Origin of the sequence: Halothermothrix orenii H 168, from assembly GCF_000020485.1 — a bacterium.
In the GTDB taxonomy this organism is placed as follows: domain Bacteria; phylum Bacillota; class Halanaerobiia; order Halanaerobiales; family Halothermotrichaceae; genus Halothermothrix; species Halothermothrix orenii.
Genome location: NC_011899.1, coordinates 2,108,012 through 2,129,776, shown reverse-complemented (window position 1 = coordinate 2,129,776; position 21,765 = coordinate 2,108,012). Strand labels below are relative to the sequence as shown.

Sequence of the window (21,765 nt, the reverse complement as noted above, 5' to 3'; positions counted from 1 at the left end):
TTAGTTTACAGGGTTTAAGTAAGGAGAAGAGGTTTATCGGATGAAGGTTGGTCCAGGTATTTAAAAGTAATGAGGAGGTTAATAATAATGAAAAAGTTTTTTCTGTTGTTAGTATTAACAACTCTATTTGTTGGTACTCTGGCTGTTTCTGCAGGTGCTACCGAAATTACTATGTGGGCAATGAATAATGCTCCATCTGAATTAAACATTGCCTGGTTTAATGAAAAGGCTGCAGAATTTGAAGAACTGACCGGTATCAAGGTTAACTTTGAAGAGATAGCCTGGTCCAGCTGCATGGAGGTTATTTCAACTGCACTGGCAACCGGTGAGGGCGCGAATGTAATGCAGGTTGGAACAACCCAGACACCTTTCTTTGCAGCTACCGGTGGATTGGTCGAAATAGACATTCGTGAATTTGGTGGAAAAGATAATTTTATGGAAGGCAATTTAAAGTCCACAGTACTGGATGGTAAGTACTATGGTGTACCGTGGATTGCAGAAACCAGAGTCCTGTTTTATAACACAGAAATGTTTGAAAAAGCAGGTGTTGAACCTCCCCAGACATGGGAAGAACTTATTGAAGTTGGTGAAAAGATAGTTGATGTATATGGAGAGGGAACAGCTATTGCTATTGCTGGTACAAATGCATGGGACCTGATCCATAACTGGGCTCCGATGCTATGGACCAGGGGAGGAGATTTCCTGACACCAGACTGGAAACGGGCTGCCTTTAACCTATCTGAAGCAGGGTATGAAGCAGTAGAATATTATGTAGACCTGGTAAGGAATGGTTTAGCAAGTACAGCATGTGCTGAATATGACCAGTCCCAGGCTGATTCAGCTTTTGCCAATGGTGATGTGGCAATGGCCTTCCAGGGACCATGGAATATTTCAGGTATAAAGAATGATAACCCCGATCTTCCATTTGCAGCTGCTGAACTTCCAGCTGGACCTTATGGTAGGGCTTCCTTTGCCGGTGGTAGTAACCTCGTAGTCCGGAAAAATGCTCCACAGGATGAAATTGAAGCATCAATTAAGTGGATTAAATTCCTGTTAAGTGATACTAACCTGACAGAGTATGTTAAACTTTCTAACATGTTACCAGCAACCAAGGATGCATTTTCTGATCCATTCTTCCAGAGTGAGATAATGCAGGTATTTGAAAAATCATTGAGCTATGCACATGCTTATCCATCTTTACCTGCATGGGGTGAAATTGAACTGGCTATGAGGACCAGTTTTCAGAACATTCTTACCGATTATATTGATGGTGTATATGATGATAATACCGCCAAAAAATACCTTGATGCTGCTGCATTAGAGGTAAACAACATATTAAAGGAACATAGTGATAAGTAATAAAACTGATAATAAAGGTGGACACACCCCATAATATCGAAGGGAAGGAGAATACCTCCTTCCCTCCCCCTATTTTATATTATAAAGTAATTGAGAGTATTTGACCAGATATTATCTGTTATGAAGCAGTGAGTTTATGAAACTGACAATATTAATTATGCAAGGGCCATATTTATAAAACAGGGTTTTTCATAATAATAAATGTATATTTTGGACTGATCTCTGTGTTATACCAATAATGATTGTGACCAGGTTGCAGTTGCATAAATTTTAGGAGGAGGTGTTTGTATTGTCATACGGATATTTTGACAGTGAAAACAAAGAATATGTTATAACCAACCCACGGACCCCTACACCATGGATTAACTATATTGGTGGTGGAAATTATGGTGGAATTGTTTCCCAGACAGGGGGAGGATATAGTTTTGATGGTGACCCCAGGTTCAAAAGGGTTTTAAGATATAGATATAATAGTATTCCTGAAGACCAACCCGGAAGGTATATTTATCTAAGGGATATTGATAACAATAATTACTGGTCAGCTACCTGGCAGCCTGTTAAAGCTGATTTTGATGAGTATGTATGCCGGCATGGACTTGGTTATACAACAATTGAGCAAAAAAAGGATGACATAGTTACCAGTGTTACATATTTTGTTCCGGGTAATGAATCCCTGGAAATATGGCAGTTAAATGTTAAAAATTTGGGTGAAGAAACCAGACATCTCTCCCTGTATACCTATGCGGAATTTTCCTTTTTTGATGCAGTAAAGGATCAGCAGAATGTGGACTGGACACAACAGATACAACAGGGTGAGTTCGAGGATAATATCCTATTCTGGAATGCATTTATGAAAAACTGGGAATACATTTTTATGACAAGCAGTATTCAGGTAACGTCTTATGAAACCAGCCGTGAAAGGTTTGTTGGTTGTTATCGTGACCTGTCCAATCCAATTGCTGTAGAGGAGAGTAATTGCAGCAATTATCTTGCCCAGAGGGGAAATGGTGTTGGTTGCTTAAATCATGAAATCAAACTTGAGCCTGGATGTGAAAAAGAAATTATTTATATCCTTGGTACTACTCCCTCAAAGCAAACTGTTAAAGAAAAAATATCCAGTTTTCTCGACCCGGAACAGGTAGAGCAGGAAAAAGAAGGTTTAAAAAAATACTGGGATAATTTTTTAAGCAGCTGTGAGGTTGATACACCTGACCCTGAAATGAATTTAATGTTAAATACCTGGAACCAGTACCAGTGTAAAACAACATTTAACTGGTCAAGGTTTGTATCACTGTATCAGTTAGGAATAAACAGAGGAATGGGATTCAGGGATAGTGCCCAGGATGTTCTGGGTGTTATGCATGCTATACCGGATGAGTGCAGGGAATTAATTATTAAACTCTTCAAGATACAGCATCAGGATGGCCATGCCTATCATTTATACTACCCACTGACTGGAGAGGGTACAACAGGTGAAGCAGGGGTGGATGGGAGTGTTGACTGGTATTCAGATGACCACCTGTGGATAATTATTTCTGTAGCTGCTTACCTAAAGGAGACTGGTGACTTTGACTTTTTAACAGAGGTAGTCCCCTATGCAGATAATCAGGGAGAAGGTACCGTTCTTGAACATTTATGTAAGGCACTGGAATTCACGGAAAACCATAAGGGTAAGCACAATATTCCCCTTGCTGGTTTTGCAGACTGGAATGACACCATTAACCTGGATAATGGTAATGGGGTTGCAGAATCTGTCTGGACTGGTATGCTTTATTGTTATGCATTGAAAGAGATGCTTGACCTGCTTGAGTATTTAGGAGAAAACCAACTTGTTACCCGTTATCAAGAGTATTACCAGTCACAAAGGGAAGCTATCAATAAATATGCATGGGATGGGGACTGGTATTTAAGGGCCTATGATGATAACGGGGAGCCATTAGGTTCCCAACATTGTGAACATGGAAAAATATTCCTTAATCCCCAGTCATGGTCTATAATGGCTGGAATAGCAGACAATAAGCAACAACAAAGATTATTACAGAAAGTAGATGAGATGTTAAATACTGAATTTGGTGTTGTGCTGGTATATCCCGCCTATCATAAGTATGACCCGGAAAAAGGTGGAATAACAACTTACCCACCCGGGGCGAAAGAAAATGGAGGCATATTCCTGCATACTAATCCCTGGCTTATTATTGCAGAAACAATGCTGGGAAATGGTAACAGGGCATACCAGTATTACCGGAAGTTGTTACCCCCATTAAAGAATGATATTGCAGATCGATATGAGATCGAACCCTATGTATACTGTCAGAACATATTAGGAAAAGAACATCCCCAGTTTGGGCTTGGCAGAAACTCATGGTTAACCGGTACGGCAGCATGGATGTACAGGGCCGCAGTATATTATATTCTTGGTGTGAGACCCACTTATGACGGTTTAATTATTGACCCGGTTGTCCCTTCTTCCTGGGAAAACTTTAGTATAAAAAGAAAATTCAGAGGTAAAGTAATTGAGATAAATTGTATCAAATCGGATCGGAATTATATCAGGATTAATGGTGTCGGGGAAAAATCGGGTAATAAAGTATCGCTGAGTGAGTTAACTGAAGATATCAACAGACTTGAAGTATATTATACATAACGTGTAACAGACATAATATCCGTGGCAATAACCTATTAAAACAACTATTAAAGCTGTTAAAAGGAGTGAACTAACATGAAATACGGGTATTTTGATGACCGGGCCAGGGAATATGTAATTAATAATCCAGAAACTCCGTATCCCTGGATAAATTATCTGGGTTCAAAAAATTATTTCTGTCTTCTTTCCAATACTGCAGGAGGGTATAGTTTTTACAAGGATGCCAGATTACTCAGGATTACCAGATATCGATACAATAATGTTCCGATTGATGCAGGTGGTAAGTATTACTATATATATGAAGACGGAGAATACTGGTCCCCTACCTGGGCTCCGGTTAAGGCAAAGCTTGATTACTACCAGTGTCAGCATGGCCTGGGTTATAGTGTAATAACCGGTGAACGGAAAAACATTTCAACTGAAATATTATATTTTGTTCCAGTAGATGATAACTGTGAAATACACCGTTTAAAAATAAAAAATAATGGTTCATCTGTTAGAAAAATAAAACTGTTTTCCTTTGTTGAGTTTTGTCTCTGGGATGCATATGATGATATGACTAATTTCCAGAGGAACTTAAGTACTGGTGAGGTAGAAGTAGAGGGTTCAACCATATTCCATAAAACAGAATATAGAGAGAGGAGAAACCATTTTTCCTTTTTTACAGTCAATAGTAATATTTCAGGTTTTGATACCGATAGGGAATCATTTATAGGTCTGTATAACGGTTTCCATGAACCACAGGTTGTTGTCAGTGGCAGACCAGGTAATTCTATTGCCAGTGGGTGGTCACCAATTGGCTCACACTGCCTGGAAATAGTATTACAACCGGGTGAAGAACAAAGTTATATTTTTATACTTGGCTTTATGGAAAATAATCCTGATAACAAGTGGTCTTCATGCGGGGGAATTAATAAAGATAAAGCCTATAGTATGATCAGGCGCTATAATTCTGATATCAAAGTTGACAATGCATTGCAACAGCTTAAATCTTACTGGGATGACCTCCTTTCAGGCTTTTATCTTGAATCTGGTGATGACAGGTTAGACAGGATGGTTAATACCTGGAATCAATATCAGTGTATGGTTACCTTTAATCTGGCCAGGAGTGCATCATATTTCGAATCAGGTATTAGTAGAGGAATAGGATTTAGGGATTCCAATCAGGACCTTCTGGGGGTTGTTCACATGGTTCCTGAAAGGGCAAGAGAAAGGTTGATAGATCTGGCCCGTACACAGTTTGAGGACGGGAGCACGTACCATCAATACCAGCCCCTTACCAAAGAAGGTAATAATGAAATAGGAAGTGGGTTTAATGATGACCCCTTATGGCTAATTTTAGGTACTGCAGCTTATATCAAGGAAACCGGCGATATTTCTATTCTTAATGAAGAGGTTAGCTTTAATAATGGTAAGGAGGCAACTTTATTTGATCATTTACTGGCATCATTTAACCATGTTGTCTTAAATAAGGGGCCGCATGGATTGCCATTGATTGGCAGGGCTGACTGGAATGATTGTTTAAACTTAAATTGTTTTTCGACTGACCCTGGAGAGTCATTCCAGACGACAACTAATAAAGATGATGGGCAGGCTGAATCTGTTCTGATTGCCGGGATGTTTGTGACGATAGGTCCTGAATTTGTTAAGATGTGCAGATTTATCGGTAAAGATGAAATTGCTGACAGAGCTCAATCAGAAATTGAGGACATGAAAAAGGCAGTAATGGAGCACGGGAGAGACAAAAACTGGTTTCTGAGGGCATACGATTATTATGGAAATAAGGTTGGTAGTATTGATAACAATGAAGGTCAAATATATATAGAACCTCAGGGTTTTTGTGTTATGGGGGGGCTGGGTATTGAATCAGGGTTTGCCCGTAAGGCACTTGATTCTGTCAAAGAGAGGCTTGATACAGAATATGGCCTTGTATTACTGGATCCGCCCTATAAACAATATTACCCTGAACTTGGTGAAATTTCTTCATACCCGCCTGGATATAAGGAAAATGGAGGTATTTTCTGTCATGCCAACCCCTGGATAATGATTGCAGAAACAGTCCTGGGGAGAGGGAATAATGCGTTTGAATACTATAAAAAGATAGCCCCTGCATATCTTGAAGAAATCAGTGATATCCACAGGATGGAGCCATATGTATATGCCCAGATGATTGCAGGCAAAGATGCAGTTAACCATGGTGAAGCAAAGAATTCGTGGTTAACCGGAACTGCTGCCTGGAATTATGTGGCTATCACACATTATATACTGGGAATAAGGCCGGAATATGAAGGTTTGAAAATAGATCCATGTATCCCTGAAGAATGGTCTGGATTTTATGTAGAGAAGAGATTTAGAGGTAAAGTGTATAAAATTCATGTAAATAACCCTGCAAAAGTTAGTAAAGGGGTAAAACATATCAAGGTAGATGGAGAAATAATTGAAGGTAATTTAATTAGAATTCCGCTAGAAAATCAAGCCAGAGAAAATGTCAATGATAATACAACTCAGCACATTGTAGAAGTAATTATGGGCTGAAAGTATACCTTTGTTCTCTTCTTTAACAGTATTATCAGTGTCAAAAAACTTAGTTAAAGAAGGGGGAGACAATGAAAAGTAAAAAGAAGACCAATTTTAGGTTGAGAAGTAGTTTAACAATAAAAGTTATCGGGGTTGTCTTTCTTGTAGTAGTAATTTTGGTTCTGTTTTTTGGAGTTACCATTAATTCTCTTGTATCAGAAGAGATTACTTCACTAGTTCAGGAAAGGAACTTTGGTATGGCATGTTCCATCCAGAGTGAAGTAGATGCTTTTATTAAGGAAACAGTTAATATGTTTGAGTTAACTTCAAAACAGGATATAGTCAGGGCAGGCAGCAGGTTTCCAATGATGGATTTATTTAATAAAATTACAGCTGACTATCCACAGTTTGTCTCTATGTACTTTGCTTCTGTTAAAGGGGAAATCATACATTTCCCGGTAGTTGAATTCTCACCGGATTATGATCCAGTTCAGGAGGAATGGTACAAAAAGGCAGTAACTACAGAAGGTCTGGTAATAGGTAACCTGAAAAAAAATAAGAACGATGGTTATCCGGTGATTACGCTATCAAAGTCAATCAATGGGTTTGACGGTAAGTTGAGCGGGGTTCTGGGCGCAACAATATCTTTAAAAAAATTTTCAACCCTTGTCAGTGATATGTTGAATGAAGACAATGTCTTATCATTTATGGTTGATAGCAAAGGAAAGTTAATTGCCCACTATGACCATGATATGGTAATTGAAGGTAAGGACTTTGCACAGGTAATTAACATTGATAACATAAATAAAACAAGGGCCGATAACCTTCAATATACCTTTAACCAGACCGAGTATCTGGGATCATATGTTCCACTTCCTTTTATTGATGGTACTATTATTGTATCGGTGCCCGTAAAACAAGTATTTTCTGGATTGAACAGGATTCAAAGGAAAATGGTGATAATTGAATTAACTATTCTCTTTATTTTAGTTCTGGCAGTATACATTGTAATAAGAAGATATCTACTGCAACCCATTTCTTTTTTCACAAATAACATCCAGAGGGTTGCCCGGGGTGATTTAACGGTTAAATTTGATCTTAAACGGTCAGATGAGATTGGACAGTTAACAAAGGTATTTAACAGTATGGTAACACAGTTGAAAAAAATTATTATATCCATTAAAGATGCAGCTAAAATGGTAGGTGGTTCCTCACACAACCTGAAAGATAATTCCCTACAGGTAGGTAATATGACAGACCAGGTGTTGTCATCAATTGAAGAGCTGGTATCCGGCTCAGACGAACAGGCCAACAATATTGAAGATGTAAATAAGCAAATTCAGAACCTGGCTGAGGAGCTGAGCCTTGTTAATGAGTCAAACCAGATGGTCAGAAAGCTTGCAGGCAGTATGAACCTTGCTTCAGACAGGGGAAGCAAGGAAATTAAGAGGGTAAAAGAACAGATGGATAAGATAAAAGATACTATTCATAAAGCTGCCCGTGGTTTTACTTACCTGGAATCTGCATCGGAAGAAATAGATGATATTTTAAATTTAATAAATAATATAGCAGAACAGACAAACTTGCTGGCATTAAATGCTGCCATTGAGGCTGCAAGGGCAGGAGATGCAGGCCGTGGTTTTAGCGTAGTTGCTGAAGAAATACGGGAACTTGCAGTCGAATCGGTAAAATCAGCAGACAGGATACGTGATTTAATAACCGATATTAAACAGGAAACAAAGGCAGCAAGTAAGAGAATGCAGGAAGGCACAGAAGAAGTAAATAAAGGGGAGGCAGTTGTTAATTCTGCCCGCGAGGCTTTTGGTGATATAAGTCAACTAGTTAAAAATGTAAACAATGGATTTGAAAAGTCTAATGAGGCTCTAATGAAAGCAAACAATAATAGTAAAAGGATAGTAGAAAATGTTCAAAATATAGCAGGTATATCTGAAGAGATATCAGCAAGCTCACAGGAAGTAGCAGCAGCAAGTGAAGAGCAAAAGAGTTCAATTGATAATATAATTTCACTGGCAGATGAACTGGCCAGCATGGCAGAAAACTTAAACAAATCAATTGATCGATTTAACATTTAGTTAATGACAAATTTATATAACCATTTTTTTAAAGTTAGTGTAAAATAACTTTGGTATAGAAAGATAACGGAGCCAAAGATACCGGAGGATAGATGAGGGATTAGCATTCAAAGAGATAATTGCTAAAGAATTGTATTTTAAGTAAATATGGGAGCGTCCTGTATCCGAAAGTAACTAGGTACTATCTTAACAGACAGGATTAAGTATTCATGCTCCTGCTGAGGATTATTTTTATGGTGGGAGTTATAAGCGAAGTAGCATGCTTAATCCTGTTTTTTTATGCAGGACTTATTCAGGGGAATGTATAATATGATGTATAAATAAAATGTAGATGTAAGTTATATCATTGATAATGGCAAAAATATTATTGTTAACTTTTTAATCCAATATTATTTAGACCAGGGTTAAGTAAAAATTAAATGAGGGATGGCAAATGATTTAAATATTTTTATATGGCATTATTATATAAATCTGAGTGGTAGGAGGGAAAGTAATGGATAGTCTGATTGAGGTTAATAATCTAACCAAGGTTTTTAAGGAAAAGGACAGGGTTATCACTGCTTTAAAAAATGTTTCTTTCAGGGTCAAATCCGGGGAAATTTTCGGACTTCTGGGTCCCAATGGAGCCGGAAAGACCACCACCCTCAGGATTATATCAACCCTGATGGTGCCTACCGAAGGAGAGGTTACGGTAAAAGGATATAATACCGTTACTGATAGTCAGAAAGTGAGGTCAAGTCTTGGTTTTCTTACAGCTGAAATGAACCTTTATGACTACTTCACGGTCAGGGAGCTTTTAGAATTTTTTGCCCGGGTCAATGGTATGCCCGGAACGGAAACTGAAAAAAGGATTCCGCAAATCCTCAAACAGCTCGGTCTTGAAGAATATGCCGACCGGCGGGTTGATAATTTCTCGACAGGGATGAAACAAAAGGTATCTATAGCTAGGGCTTTATTGCCCGATCCCCCGATTTTAATCTTTGATGAGCCGATAAACGGTCTGGATATTATGGCTGCCCGGGTTGTAACCCGCCTGATAGAACAGCTGAGGGATAGGGGCAAATCTATCATAGTATCTACCCATAATATGACCCTGGCGGAAAGCATCTGTGACCGTCTGGGGATACTGTTTGATGGAGAACTAATTGCTACCGGAAGTCATAAGGATCTGTCCGGGCAGACAGGGGAAGAAAGACTTGAAGACATATTCTTTAAACTGGTAGGTGAAGACTATGAACTGGACCAGAATTAGGTATTTAATATTTAAAGAACTTAAGGGGATAGTAAGGGATAGAAGGACCTTTATTACAATGGTAATAATGCCCCTTGTCTTTTTACCACTGCTGTTAGGGGGGATTACCTATTTCCAGATGATGGCCCAACAGCAAAGCTATGAAGAGATTACCTATATATTTATAGAGGGGGGAGAGAAGGCACCGGGCCTGGTTGGTTACCTGAAAGGAGAAGAGGGTATCCGGGGTGCTACTTATCTGGGCAGGGACCCTGAAGAGGCCCTTAAGGAGGGGTTAATCTCCCTTTACCTCAGGGTGGAAGATGATTTCCAGGATAATATTAATGAAGGAAAGACAGGCCAGATCACCGTTTTTTATAATAATACCCGGGAGCGGTCACAGGCAGGTCTCGATAGATTTGAAAAACTGGTAATGAGATACCAAAAGCAGATTGTAAAAAAAACGGCTCAGTAGACTGAATATAAGTGATAATTATATCAATCCTGTAAGCTATACTGTTATTGACAGGGCCTCTAAAGAGGAACAAAGTGGTCACTTTCTGGGAATAGTAATTCCTTACTTTGTAATTATTTCAATTTTTGTCGGGGCCATGAACGTGGGGATAAATATTACCGCAGGAGAGAAGGAGAAGGGGACCCTGAGTACCCTCCTGGTAACCCAGTTAACCCGGTCAGAAGTAGTAACTGGTAAGCTAATAACCCTGATAATAATTTCCACCTTTTCGGCTATCCTCAATATTGTAGGGATTGTTTTTGCCTATAATTTTGCCTTCAGGGCTACAGGTTCAGAACTGGATCTGGTGGTCAGTATGTCAGGTGGCTGGCTTATCCAGATGCTGGTTTTACTGGTATTACTGGCCTTTATAATTAGTGGAATAGTGATGCTGGCGGGTAGTTTTGCCAGAAATATCAAAGAAGGAAACTCCTATGTGATGCCGGCATATATGGCCGTAATACTTATCGGGGTTATGTCGATGAGTGGGGCCTTTAGCATATCAACCCCCATGTATTTAATTCCAATATTAAATGTAATCTTTATGTTACAGGATGTCTTAAGTTTAAATGCTGAGGCTATTAACTTCTGGATGACGGTTATAAGCTCCTCTATCTTCGGGTTTTTATTAAACTATATGTCAGTCAGGCTATTTCAGCGTGAAAGTATTATCTTCAGGACATAGAATTAAACACAGGATAATATATTTTTAGGGCCCAGGGGTAAGGAGGATATCCTTACCTCTTTTTTGTATAGGGAGGTTAAGGGTCCTGTTATCCTGCCGGTGTTTTTGGAGACAATGTTCTCCTACGAAAGTAGGAGAAAAAGATCCTACTTATTTTTACTAAATATCATGCTCCCGGTTGATGAATTAAAAGGAGTTTTAGCATATAATTAAATTAACCCGGGGAACATGATTATGGTTTTCTATTCCAGCCTGTATTACAATTGATTTTTTTTCAAAGAATTTTTCCTGTTATAAAGGCTGATCTCATAAATTTTTACTGTGTAATTGTTTATTTATCAAAAAGGGGTGTTTGTATGATACAGGTATACCTGGTTGATGATCATCCATTTGTCCTTCAGGGGTTGAAAGCATATTTAAATACCCGGGAGGGAATTGAAATTGTTGGGACATCAGGTAATGGAGAAAAGGCCATTAAAGAAATTGCAAAATTAAATCCAGAGGTGGCGGTGGTCGATCTGCGGCTTCCCGGGCTTAACGGGATTGAAGTTACCAGGGAGATAAAAAAGAAAAACCCCGGGACTGAAGTTATCATTCTTTCCAGTTTTAATAAAGAGGATGAGGTAATTGAGGCCATAGATGCCGGAGCCTTAAGTTATGTAATGAAGGATTCCCGTCCCGAAAAACTGGTTGAGGCTATAAAGGCAGCCCGGCGGGGGGAACCTGTTTTAACCCCTGGTGTTGCCAAAAAAATCATGAAAAGGGCAGCCCGGAAGGGACGTAAGACAGAGCCACTAACACCCCGTGAGAAGGAAGTCCTGGCGTGCCTTGTCAGGGGTAATTCTAACCGTGATATAGCCAAAACCCTGTGCATATCTGAGACTACTGTTAAAACCCATGTCAGTAATATTTTAAAGAAACTGGATGTTAAAGACCGGACTCAGGCAGTTATTAAGGCTATAGAAAATAATCTGGTAGATAGGTGATATTAATGAGAAAAAGTATTCTGGCTATAACTAAGAATTCTTTTAAAAGTGGTATTATTGGTATCGGGATATCACTTATGTTTTTCTTTTCATTTTCTGGTTTTTCAAAAACTGACAACCCATTTTTGCTCTTTATAATCTATGTTATTTTCGGGTACATTGTTGGTTTTTTAATTTCAATCAGCAGTCAGTCAGTGATTTATATTGCTGCAAATTTTTCTCTACCTGTAATTAGTAATGTACTGGGGCGGAGTTTTATTACCTACCTGGCAAGTAGTCTGGTATTTTATTTGTGTGGACTTATTTTCTTTCCCTTAATTGGAGTTCCTTTTAGTTTCAATTTATATATAAGTCTGGGGGTAGGGATTGGTTCGGTTATGATCTCCTTGTTTTTTTATGTGCTCGAACAACAACAGGAGAAACTTGAACTTGAAAAGGAAAATAAAAAACTGGCCATTATTGAAGAAAGAAACAGGATTGCCCGGGAACTCCATGATTCTGTATCCCAGAACCTTTTTGGAATCAACTTAAATCTTAATACCCTGGAGGTTTTAATTGATGAGGGGGACCATGATAGGGTTCGAAAGACAGTTGAGGATTTGAAGAAGATGGTCCAGGAGGTCCAGACCGAAATGAGGCTTATGATCTATGAACTAAAACCGGTCCACCTCAGGGAGAAAGATTTTTTTGAAGCCCTGGAAAGCCTGGTTGAGTTGTACAGAAACCGTTATAATCTGAAAATCACCACACATCTTAATGGTAATGAAAACAGGGTTGAGAGTGAAGTCCAGCTTGCCTTATACCGGGTAGCACAGGAGGCCCTAAATAATATTGTAAAACATGCTGATGCCGATAAGGTCAGCATAACCCTTGGTATAGGCAATAATGGAATTACAATGGCTATAAAGGATAATGGGAAAGGGTTTAATGTTGGCAGAGTTAAGGCAGGCAGTGGCCGGTTTGGGATTTCGGGAATGAAGGACAGGGTCAACGATGTTGGTGGTGACTTTGATATAGAGTCACAACCGGGACAGGGAACCACTGTAAAAGTTTCTATTCATTAAAATAAGGAGGATGAGGAAAATGTTAAAGAGATTTAATAGAAGCAACATTAAGAATATTTGGCCATTAAAGTTTATGGCAATGGTTATTATGGTGGGATTAAGTCTGGTGGTAGTTTCTTCTATGGTTCAGGCCGGAGAGGAGTCTCCCCTACAGAAGGGTCAGAAGTTATATGTCAGGGCCCGGGATATTTTTTACAATGGTGAGGGGGGTTATCAGGAAATAAAAAAGATCGTTGATAACTGTGAAGAAATTCTATCTTCATCTGAAGACAACTATAAAAAATATTACTGGCAGGGACAGTTAAAGTTCCTCCAGGGAGAGGTTGCTGAAGCCTTAGGTAAACAAAGGGAGGCGGCTGTATCTTTTGATAAGGCCAGTCAGCTTGCCAGAAAAGCCATTGATAATAAATCTGACTTCAGTGATGCTTACCGGCTTATGGCCGATGCCTATATGAGGCTTATGAATTACAAGGGTTCCCTTTTTGCCGTGACAAAAGGACCCCAGTCCCTAAAACTGGCCCAGAAAGCGGTGAGCCTTGATAGAACAAATTATAGAGCCCTGAATACCATGGCTATTTATTACATAAATGCCCCTGAAATCGGTGGTGGTGATGTCAATAAGGGGATTAAAACCCTTCAAAAAGCTCTGGAGAGTAATGACAGGTTTGATAATTTTATTTCCTATATGTGGCTGGCAACTGCCCATAAAAAGAAGGGGGAGGCTTCTGCGGCCATGAGGTATGTAAAGAAGGCCCTTGAGATATACCCTGGCAGTGGCTGGGCCAGATGGCTTATGGAATCAATTAAAAAACAGGAAGGGGAGGAAAAATGACCATTCTAAAGGCCCGGGGTATCAAGAAGGTCTATACCACTCAGGCAGAAAAGGTCTATGCCCTCAAAGGGGTAGACCTGGAGATAAATAAAGGTGATTTCATTGTTATTAATGGCCCCTCGGGAAGTGGGAAGACAACTTTATTAAATATTTTATCCGGTGTTGACCGGCCTACCGAAGGAGAGGTTTATATTGACGGCAAGCCATTATCTGAGTTAAAGGATAGTAAAAGGACCTTAATTAGAAGGAATAAAATAGGGTTGGTGTTCCAGTCTTTTGAATTGATCCCTGTTTTAACGGCCCGGGAAAATGTGGAGTATCCGCTTTTATTACAGAAAATTGACAGATCTCAGAGAAAAAAGCGAGTCGATTGTATTCTCGACCAGGTGGGGTTGCTCGATATGGCAGACCGCCGGCCTTCACAGTTATCAGGGGGGCAGAAACAGAGGGTGGCTATCGCCCGGGCCCTGGTAACTGAACCTGACGTGGTTCTGGCTGATGAGCCTACCGGTAATCTGGATACCGGAACCGGTCGAAAAATAATAGAGTTAATGAACCGTTTAAACCATGATTTTCAGGTTTCCTTTGTAATAGTAACCCATGACCTTTCAATAAATCAATACGCCAGGAAGTTAATTAAAATCAGGGATGGCAGGTTAGAGGTGAATAATTATGATAAAAATAGCATGGCGTAATATTTTACGGAATAAAAGGAGGTCCCTCCTTATTCTGGGGATTATTATCTTCGGGGTAATGGTACTTTTTCTGGTAAAGGGTTATTTTGCTGCAACCTATGACGGACTAAAAATGATGTCCATATCCAGGAATGGTCACCTCCAGATAGCACCGGAGGGATTCTGGGGAAATACGGGACAGGAAAGGCTTTTACTTACAGGTGAATACCATAAAGCTATCACCGGGGTCCTTGAGTCTGTTGATGATGTAAATAACTTTACCAGTGAACTTAAGGTTTCGGGAATTTTGGGGACCGAAAAGGGTAGTACCATTGTTTCTGGAACAGGAATTGAGCCCGGTAATAGCTTTAATCAAAGTGTAATGATTGAAGAAGGATTTAACCTCTTTCCTGGAGACAGGACCAGGGTTCTTCTGGGAAAAGGGGTAATGGAAAAACTGAATCTGTCAGTTGATGACTGGTTTTCTCTAATGGCTACAACCCTTGATGGGGCTTACAGCGCCAGTAGCCTTAAAGTTTCGGGATCTTTTTCTACCTATAGTGCTGAAGCTGATAATTACTTTATTATGATGCCCCTGTCTTTTGCCCAGAATCTATTAAATACCGATGGGGTTGATAAGGTAATAGTTTCCCTTGAAGACACAGGGAAGACTGAAGAGGTTAAGACTCGCCTTGAAGAAAAATTTGAGGAGATGGGACTTAAGGTTGATATTAAAACCTGGCTGGACCTGGCGACCATGTACCATCAGGTAAAAGCCATGTATGACCTTATCTTTTTCTTCCTGTCTACCATAATATTTATACTGGTCTTTTTCAGTATCCTGGAGATAATGTCAATGGCCTTCTTTGAGAGGATGAATGAGATCGGGACTATCAGGGCTATCGGAACCCGGAGAAGACAGGTTTTTACCCTGCTTCTACAGGAGGCGTTAATACTGGGGATTATCGGGGGTATTATTGGACTTACCCTGGGCTGGGGTATCGGCTATGCTTTAAATAATGCCTATATTACCTATACCCCTCCCAATGTCAGTGAGCCGGTACCCCTTTATTTTAAACTGGCCTTCAGTAATGGGGTTACTCCCTTTATTATTATTCTGGTTTCGACTACTCTATCGGCCCTGTATCCAGCCCTTAAGGCTTCAAGAATAAATGTAGTTGAGATGTTAAGATATTCATAGGAGGGTAATTATATGAAAAAAATAACTGGAACTACCCTGTTTATTTTGATGGGAATATTAATCTGGGGAGCTTTACCGGTCGAGGCCCTGTCTTTAACCCCTGAAGAGATCCTTTTAAATCTTGATAAGAAAATGAACCTGGAATGGTCGTGTATCATGGACTTTGAGGTTATTACCTATGAAGGGGAAGATAGCCATCAGGCCCGGGTCCGGGTCTATATATATGATAGTAAAAGGTCTATTGCCACATTTCTGGCACCTGAGAGGTTTGTTAATGACCGTTATCTGGTGGTAGGCCATAATACCTGGAAGTACCAGGAGGGTCTTAGAAGACCGATTAGAATATCACCGCGGCAAAAGCTTTTCGGTGAAGCCGGTATTGCAGAGACAATGGGAATAGATTATTACCGGGAGTATAAACCGCTGGGTATGGAGGAAGAAAAGGAACATTTTATTTTAAAACTTAAGGCCAGGGACAGTAAAACAGCATATCAGATGGCCGACCTTTATGTTTCCGGGGACAGCTTACAGATTGAGCGGGTCATCCTCAAAGGGGTCAATGGAGAGCCTTTAAAGGAATTAATTTATCATAATCACCGGGAAATGGCCGGTATTGAAGTGGCTGACATAACTGTTAAAAATCTGCTATATGAACGTGATAGAAAGACAGTCCTTATTTTTAAGGATGTAAAACCCGGGGACTTACCTGAGCAGGCTTTTCAGCCCCTGACGCTGGATAAATTCAGGTTATTAATAAGGGAATAGTGGGGTGAAGTTATGAAGAAAACCACGGAAGGGATAAAAGGTCTGGTAAAAAAGGTTCTCCCTGTTATTGGCACCTTATTTATACTGGCAGGTATTTTAAATGGCAGTCCTGTTACCGGTAAGGTAAAGGCTTATCACTTCAATATGGACCTGGTTAATGAATATAGTTTTAGGCATGTGACCCCACCGGGACCAGTGGCCCGGAAGGACACCATAACAGAAGCTGCCACTGAAATACAACTGGATTTTAGCGGGCTGGTCGGGAACTATCAGTATAGCCTCGGGGTAAAGGGGGACTGGCAGAAGTTCAGGGCTGACTTTGAAGAAATAACCATAAGTGGTTTTGCCGGACCGGGGGTCTTTGAAGCAGGCAAAAGAGACTGGAGGTGGGGTGAAGGCTTTAGCTATTCCCCTACCTACCCCCTCAAGGCTGACAGAAATTACTGGGGTGGTGAATTTAATCTCCCGGGTCTCCGTTACAATTTATCCTTTGGTTCAGCGGTGGTAGACGGAAATGAAATTGCAAATGGGAAAGATATTAATACTGGAAGCTGGATCAGGGTTGGTTCACTGATGAACCAGAGTGATTATAAAGTAGTAATGTCTTATCTAAAGAAAGACAATGAGACCAGAGAAGGCAGTAATGGCCAGGTAGATAATATTAATCTAGGGGGGAGCTATTCACGGGATTTCCTGAATGGGTTTGCCCTCCAGGTGGGTGCCAATCTCTCCTGTTACCCCGGGGATACCGTTTCCTATCAATACTTAGTGGGTGGTAAATACACACTGCCTTCAGGACATATTCTGGTGGGTGAAGTGTACCGGGACCGCAGTGGGCATGATCAGATCCTGATCAATTTTATTAATGGAGACCTTATGTCAGACTGGCAATGGCAGATAAGAGATGTTGTAAACTGGAGTGATTACGGTGAAATTCGTACTTTAAGCCTGGATTATATTGGAGATGATAATATAACCCCCGGGCTTGAGATAAATAATTATCAGGGGAGCTATGGTGTTTATCACGACTGGAAATTGACCTTCAGGGTAAAAATCAGTATTTAGTCCTGACTTAAGTCTATAATTGAATAATTAAGACAGGGACAGGTAAGAATGCACCAACCTATATTTAGTCTAAACTTAAGTCTATCATTGAAAGTGAGGGATATGTATGAAAAGGTTTCTTAAAATATTATTGATATTAACTGTGGTAACAGTAATAACAGCAGGGGTTGGCCCTTTTCGTTATCAGGTAAAGGCTAAATTCAAGCCGATTCTTCCCTTTGAAGGGAGTATTGTTGGTCTGGAATATAGCCATCATCTTCAGGGATTGGAAGAAAAAATTTCTGACCAGTATCCTTACCTTGGGGCTGCTTATGATTATAGTAATAATGAGGTATATTACAGGGTAGGTAACCGGACGGAATGGGAGGGACTTTATTTTGACCTGAATTACCATTACTGGTTAAATAATAACCTTCCTGGTTATATATACCAGAAGGGGGTAAAGGCAGCGGTATCTTATCCCATCGAACCGGAACACGGCCTGGCCTTTTTGCTGTTTCAGGGACAAATCGGTTCCAGTTTTAATGAAGAAATAAAGACCCGTTTTGCCTACCTTAGCTATTATAAAGACCTTCACTATGATGTCCTTAATGAAATAAAGTTTTATTTCAATGTAACTTCAGGTCAGGATATAACAGAGGGTGATAGTTACTATATATCAAACCTGACCCTGCCGGTTAAACTAGGGGAGTACAGGATAGTACCCAGATTTGGTTATATTAACTCCTCATCCCGGATAGAACCCTGTTATAATCTGTCCTCTTATGTCACTGGGTATGAAAATGAAAAGGGAAACAGGCTGGTCAGCCTCTTTCTGGAAAGGCAGTTTCAAATCTATCCTTACAGTGATAACCCCTTTCTGGCCCTGATGAATGGTTCGGTCTTTGTCCGGACCGGTGATGTGATTTCTGCGGATGAATCGGTGAAGGATTTTAAATTACATACCAGTGGGGGCCTGGGTCTGGTCTGGGCCATGGGGCAGGTAGAATATCGTCTTGAGGAGTTTGTAACCGATAAAGGGGAGTGGCAGACCATGTTTTTTGTCAGTTTTAGTTATTAACATAATAATAAATTCTTTTATAATTGATTCTTCTGGTCGTAAACCGGGCTCACAAATTTAGTATAAAAATCACTTAATTGATTAAATCCCTGATTTATGGTAATATATTGGAAAATGGTTACAGAAGGTAGGGATTATTATGAGAAAAACTAACCTGGCCAGGGGTTTAATATTCTTTTTTTTGACCATAATTTTACTTTCAGGTTTTTTAAGTGACCGCTGTGAGGCAGGTATATTTGAGAGTATTATTAATGATTACTTTAATAAGACACCAGCAGATTATACAGTTAGGGATATTCCTGAAAGGGGCTGGGGTGAGGTTACCTTTCCGGACTACGGGGGAGAAAAAAGGGTCAGTGCATTTTTAAGGACTGTAGATTCTCCCCATTTTAATGTTATTTTTGTCCATGGATACGGCCGCTCGGGAAAGTCTTATTATTTTCATGGTGTTTTTCTTAAACATTATATTGAAAATAGTTCCCGTTATAAGTTTAATGAAATGACTATAGACCTGGCTGGATGGGGAGGTTTGGATCACAGGTTTAACGGTTTTAACGACTATTCAAATGATATCCTGGGTGCAGTAAAATATCTGGAGAGACTCTCTCCAGATATTCCCACTATAGTGGTCGGTCACAGTCTGGGGGGATATAGTGTTTTACTGGCTGCTGCCCGGGATCAGGAAGGGTTAATTGATGGTATTATTTCTGCCTCCCCTTTTTCAGACTATATGAGGCTGGTGAGGGAGTATAGATTTGGTGATAATTATGCCTTCCCCTGGATTTTCCGGAACTTTATCGGGGTGGCTGATAAAAGACTGGACGGCTTTTTTTCTGACTATAACCTGGAAAAGCTTGTATCTGATATCAGGGTTCCTGTTTTAATAATGTCAGGTAAGCTAGACCATCCGCCTTTTAAGTTAATGGCCTTCGATATATATAATAAAATTCCAGGTCATAATAAACAATTATATTATTTCGATGCAAACCATTTTGGTTATTATTATTTTCAAAGCAGGCAGGTAAGGGCTGTTTTAAATAATTATTTTGATTCCATCTACCAGGGCAAAAGGCTTAATATGTTTGAAGTCCCTGTCTCGGCAAAAGTTCTGAAAAAGGCAAAAGGATATCAGGTCATGATAACTCTGGATAAAAGGATTAATAAACCCTCACCGGTCCAGGTTTGTCTGGAAAAAGATGGTGAACTTACATATAAAAAATATGTCTTTTCCCCTGACCAGAAAAGGGCTGTCTTTAATCTATCTTTTAAACCGGAAAGTTATTATGTCTTCAGGCCAGTTATAGCTGTCGTTGAGGGGAAAACATGGCACTATAGATTAAGTGATGAAGAAAAAGCCTTTGCTCGCCTCTATATATTTGAAAACAGTTCCCGGGGAGGACTTTCTGACCCCGGACCAGAAGAACAGGAAGCATTACAGGTACTAAAAAAATCTAATAAAGTCTATTACCTGGAATGGCTGGCTGAATCCCTGGCCCGACCGCGGACCGCCCGTTATAGAGAAGCTATAGATCTTTATGAGAAAATGCTCACCATGGATGTTCATGAAAACATCAGGGTCAAATCTCTTTATAAAATATATGTAATATACCGGGATGGTTTAAAGGATAAAGGGAGGGCTGAGTTTTATTATAACAAACTCAGGGAATATGACCACCGGAAAACGCTGGTGGCAAGGGCCATTGATTATGAGAGGAATAATCTCGATTATGGAGAGAAGTCATATGTCGTTGGTGATATTAAAATAATTGGTTTGACCAGAAGCAATCAGGGGCTTATAACCAGTCAATTACCTTTCAGGATTGGGGCTCCCTGGACCAGGGAGATTAAGGATCTAACTGAACAGCGGTTATATCATATGAACATCTTTAATCCCCTTAACCTCAAAGTTGAAGATAAGGTTATAGAGGGGAACAAAGTTAGTGTTGTGATCAGGGTCCATGATTCTAATCCCTTTATGATCCATCCGGGAGAGTTTGTTATCTTTAAGACAATCAATCTGGCTTCCAGTCAGTTTACCCAGAGGTTGAGAAATCCATTAGGCAATGGATTGAGTCCCTTTGTAGGGGTTAACTGGTCGGCTGAACCCTGGTGGCTTGTCGGTTTTGATTATACGGCACGACAGGGCTGGGTAACATCCTGTGAATATATAAATTACACCAGGCGGGAGGAATTTAATAATATTAGTTTTTCGGAAAAAGGTTTTAAAACCAGTTTGAATTTTAGCAATACTCCCGCCCCTTACCGGAAGGTGGAATATTCATTAGGTTATCAGGAACAAAATTATAAAAAAGAAGATGCCTCTCCTATAGAACAGAAGTATTTAATCCCGGGGATTACACTATCTCTGGAAGAGGTGGGAAATTTAATAGTCCATCTTGATTATGCTTATTCCCCCGGGGAAGGATTTCCTGATTTCGTTCGTTCAAAATTTAAATGGCACATTGAAAAAAAGGCCGGTCAGGGAAGACTTATATTTTCTTTTAACGGAGGGCTTTCCAGCAGCAACACCCCCTTAAACTACCAGTTTAAAGGAGGAGGTTTTAGCAGTATTCCCCTGAGGGGACAAAGTTATGACAGGGCTGGAACCCGTTATCTATCAACCAGTGTTGAATACCATCATCCTCTTTTAAATGAGCTGGTATCGGCAATTATCTTTGTAGATGGCGGAAAGATAATTCCGGTCAGCGAAGATTTTTCCACGATAAACTGGGAGGTTGATGGTGGCCTTGGTGTTGCTATTTACACTCCTCTGGGACCTGTTAGGGCGGACCTTGGTTTTGACAGGATAGACCGCCAGACTACTTTTAATATGGGATTTGGTCATTCGTTTTAAAATAGAAATAATGTGATTGTTCCGGCCAAAGAAAGTCACCAGAGTAAAGATAACCATTCTAAAGGTGTACAGGGAGAGCAAATATGATGACACCTGTATCTCGGAGCTAATTTTTAATTAAAAGTAGTAAATATATATATCAACGAAAAGAGTGGCCTGATTCAGGCTACTTTTTTTAGTTTAAAAACGAATTCTTATCATAAAAAGGAATAAATACCAAT

At 39.9% G+C, this 21,765-nt stretch carries 16 protein-coding genes; all 16 read left to right on the top strand.

Going from position 1 to position 21,765, the window contains the following annotated elements:
- The first annotated feature begins 87 nt into the window (after nt 1-87).
- The 16 genes from HORE_RS10230 to HORE_RS10155 all read left to right on the top strand — a co-directional run bounded on the left by HORE_RS10230 (nt 88) and on the right by HORE_RS10155 (nt 21,544).
- A complete protein-coding gene (locus HORE_RS10230) occupies nt 88-1,359 on the top strand; it encodes a sugar ABC transporter substrate-binding protein (protein WP_015923693.1) in 1,272 nt (423 codons plus the stop codon).
- Nucleotides 1,360-1,648: 289 nt separating this feature from the next.
- On the top strand, nt 1,649-4,003 hold the full coding sequence (locus HORE_RS10225) for a glycoside hydrolase family 94 protein (protein ID WP_015923692.1): 2,355 nt from the start codon (nt 1,649-1,651) through the stop codon (nt 4,001-4,003).
- A 75-nt stretch (nt 4,004-4,078) separates the two neighbouring features.
- A complete protein-coding gene (locus HORE_RS10220) occupies nt 4,079-6,538 on the top strand; it encodes a glycoside hydrolase family 94 protein (RefSeq protein ID WP_015923691.1) in 2,460 nt (819 codons plus the stop codon).
- Between the two features lie 71 nt (nt 6,539-6,609).
- Complete coding sequence (locus HORE_RS10215) at nt 6,610-8,613, top strand: methyl-accepting chemotaxis protein (protein WP_015923690.1); 2,004 nt, start codon at nt 6,610-6,612, stop codon at nt 8,611-8,613.
- Between the two features lie 493 nt (nt 8,614-9,106).
- Entirely contained in the window at nt 9,107-9,865 is a 759-nt protein-coding gene (locus HORE_RS10210) for an ABC transporter ATP-binding protein (RefSeq protein ID WP_015923689.1), read from the top strand.
- Nucleotides 9,846-10,319, top strand: coding sequence for an ABC transporter permease family protein (locus HORE_RS10205; protein WP_015923688.1), 474 nt, complete (start codon nt 9,846-9,848; stop codon nt 10,317-10,319). The genes HORE_RS10210 and HORE_RS10205 overlap by 20 nt, the downstream gene beginning before the upstream one ends.
- A gap of 1 nt (nt 10,320) precedes the next feature.
- On the top strand, nt 10,321-11,043 hold the full coding sequence (locus tag HORE_RS10200) for an ABC transporter permease (protein ID WP_083763059.1): 723 nt from the start codon (nt 10,321-10,323) through the stop codon (nt 11,041-11,043).
- A 356-nt stretch (nt 11,044-11,399) separates the two neighbouring features.
- Complete coding sequence (locus tag HORE_RS13220; protein WP_015923686.1) at nt 11,400-12,029, top strand: response regulator; 630 nt, start codon at nt 11,400-11,402, stop codon at nt 12,027-12,029.
- Nucleotides 12,030-12,034: 5 nt separating this feature from the next.
- Complete coding sequence (locus HORE_RS10190; protein ID WP_015923685.1) at nt 12,035-13,093, top strand: sensor histidine kinase; 1,059 nt, start codon at nt 12,035-12,037, stop codon at nt 13,091-13,093.
- 19 nt (nt 13,094-13,112) lie between these two features.
- Complete coding sequence (locus HORE_RS10185) at nt 13,113-13,925, top strand: tetratricopeptide repeat protein (RefSeq protein WP_015923684.1); 813 nt, start codon at nt 13,113-13,115, stop codon at nt 13,923-13,925.
- Nucleotides 13,922-14,620 carry an ABC transporter ATP-binding protein gene (locus HORE_RS10180; RefSeq protein WP_015923683.1) on the top strand — a complete coding sequence of 233 codons (699 nt, stop codon included), beginning with the start codon at nt 13,922-13,924 and terminating at the stop codon, nt 14,618-14,620. The genes HORE_RS10185 and HORE_RS10180 overlap by 4 nt, the downstream gene beginning before the upstream one ends.
- The gene (locus tag HORE_RS10175) at nt 14,598-15,800 is read left to right on the top strand and encodes an ABC transporter permease (protein WP_015923682.1); all 1,203 of its coding nucleotides are present in this window, start codon (nt 14,598-14,600) and stop codon (nt 15,798-15,800) included. Before HORE_RS10180 ends, HORE_RS10175 begins: the two co-directional genes overlap by 23 nt.
- A 12-nt stretch (nt 15,801-15,812) precedes the next feature.
- Nucleotides 15,813-16,565 carry an outer membrane lipoprotein-sorting protein gene (locus tag HORE_RS10170; protein ID WP_015923681.1) on the top strand — a complete coding sequence of 251 codons (753 nt, stop codon included), beginning with the start codon at nt 15,813-15,815 and terminating at the stop codon, nt 16,563-16,565.
- Between the two features lie 12 nt (nt 16,566-16,577).
- A complete protein-coding gene (locus HORE_RS10165) occupies nt 16,578-17,630 on the top strand; it encodes a hypothetical protein (RefSeq protein WP_015923680.1) in 1,053 nt (350 codons plus the stop codon).
- Between the two features lie 106 nt (nt 17,631-17,736).
- Nucleotides 17,737-18,690 (top strand): hypothetical protein, encoded by a 954-nt coding sequence (locus tag HORE_RS10160; protein WP_015923679.1) that lies wholly within the window; start codon nt 17,737-17,739, stop codon nt 18,688-18,690.
- Between the two features lie 139 nt (nt 18,691-18,829).
- Complete coding sequence (locus HORE_RS10155) at nt 18,830-21,544, top strand: alpha/beta fold hydrolase (RefSeq protein ID WP_015923678.1); 2,715 nt, start codon at nt 18,830-18,832, stop codon at nt 21,542-21,544.
- Nucleotides 21,545-21,765: the final 221 nt, after the last annotated feature.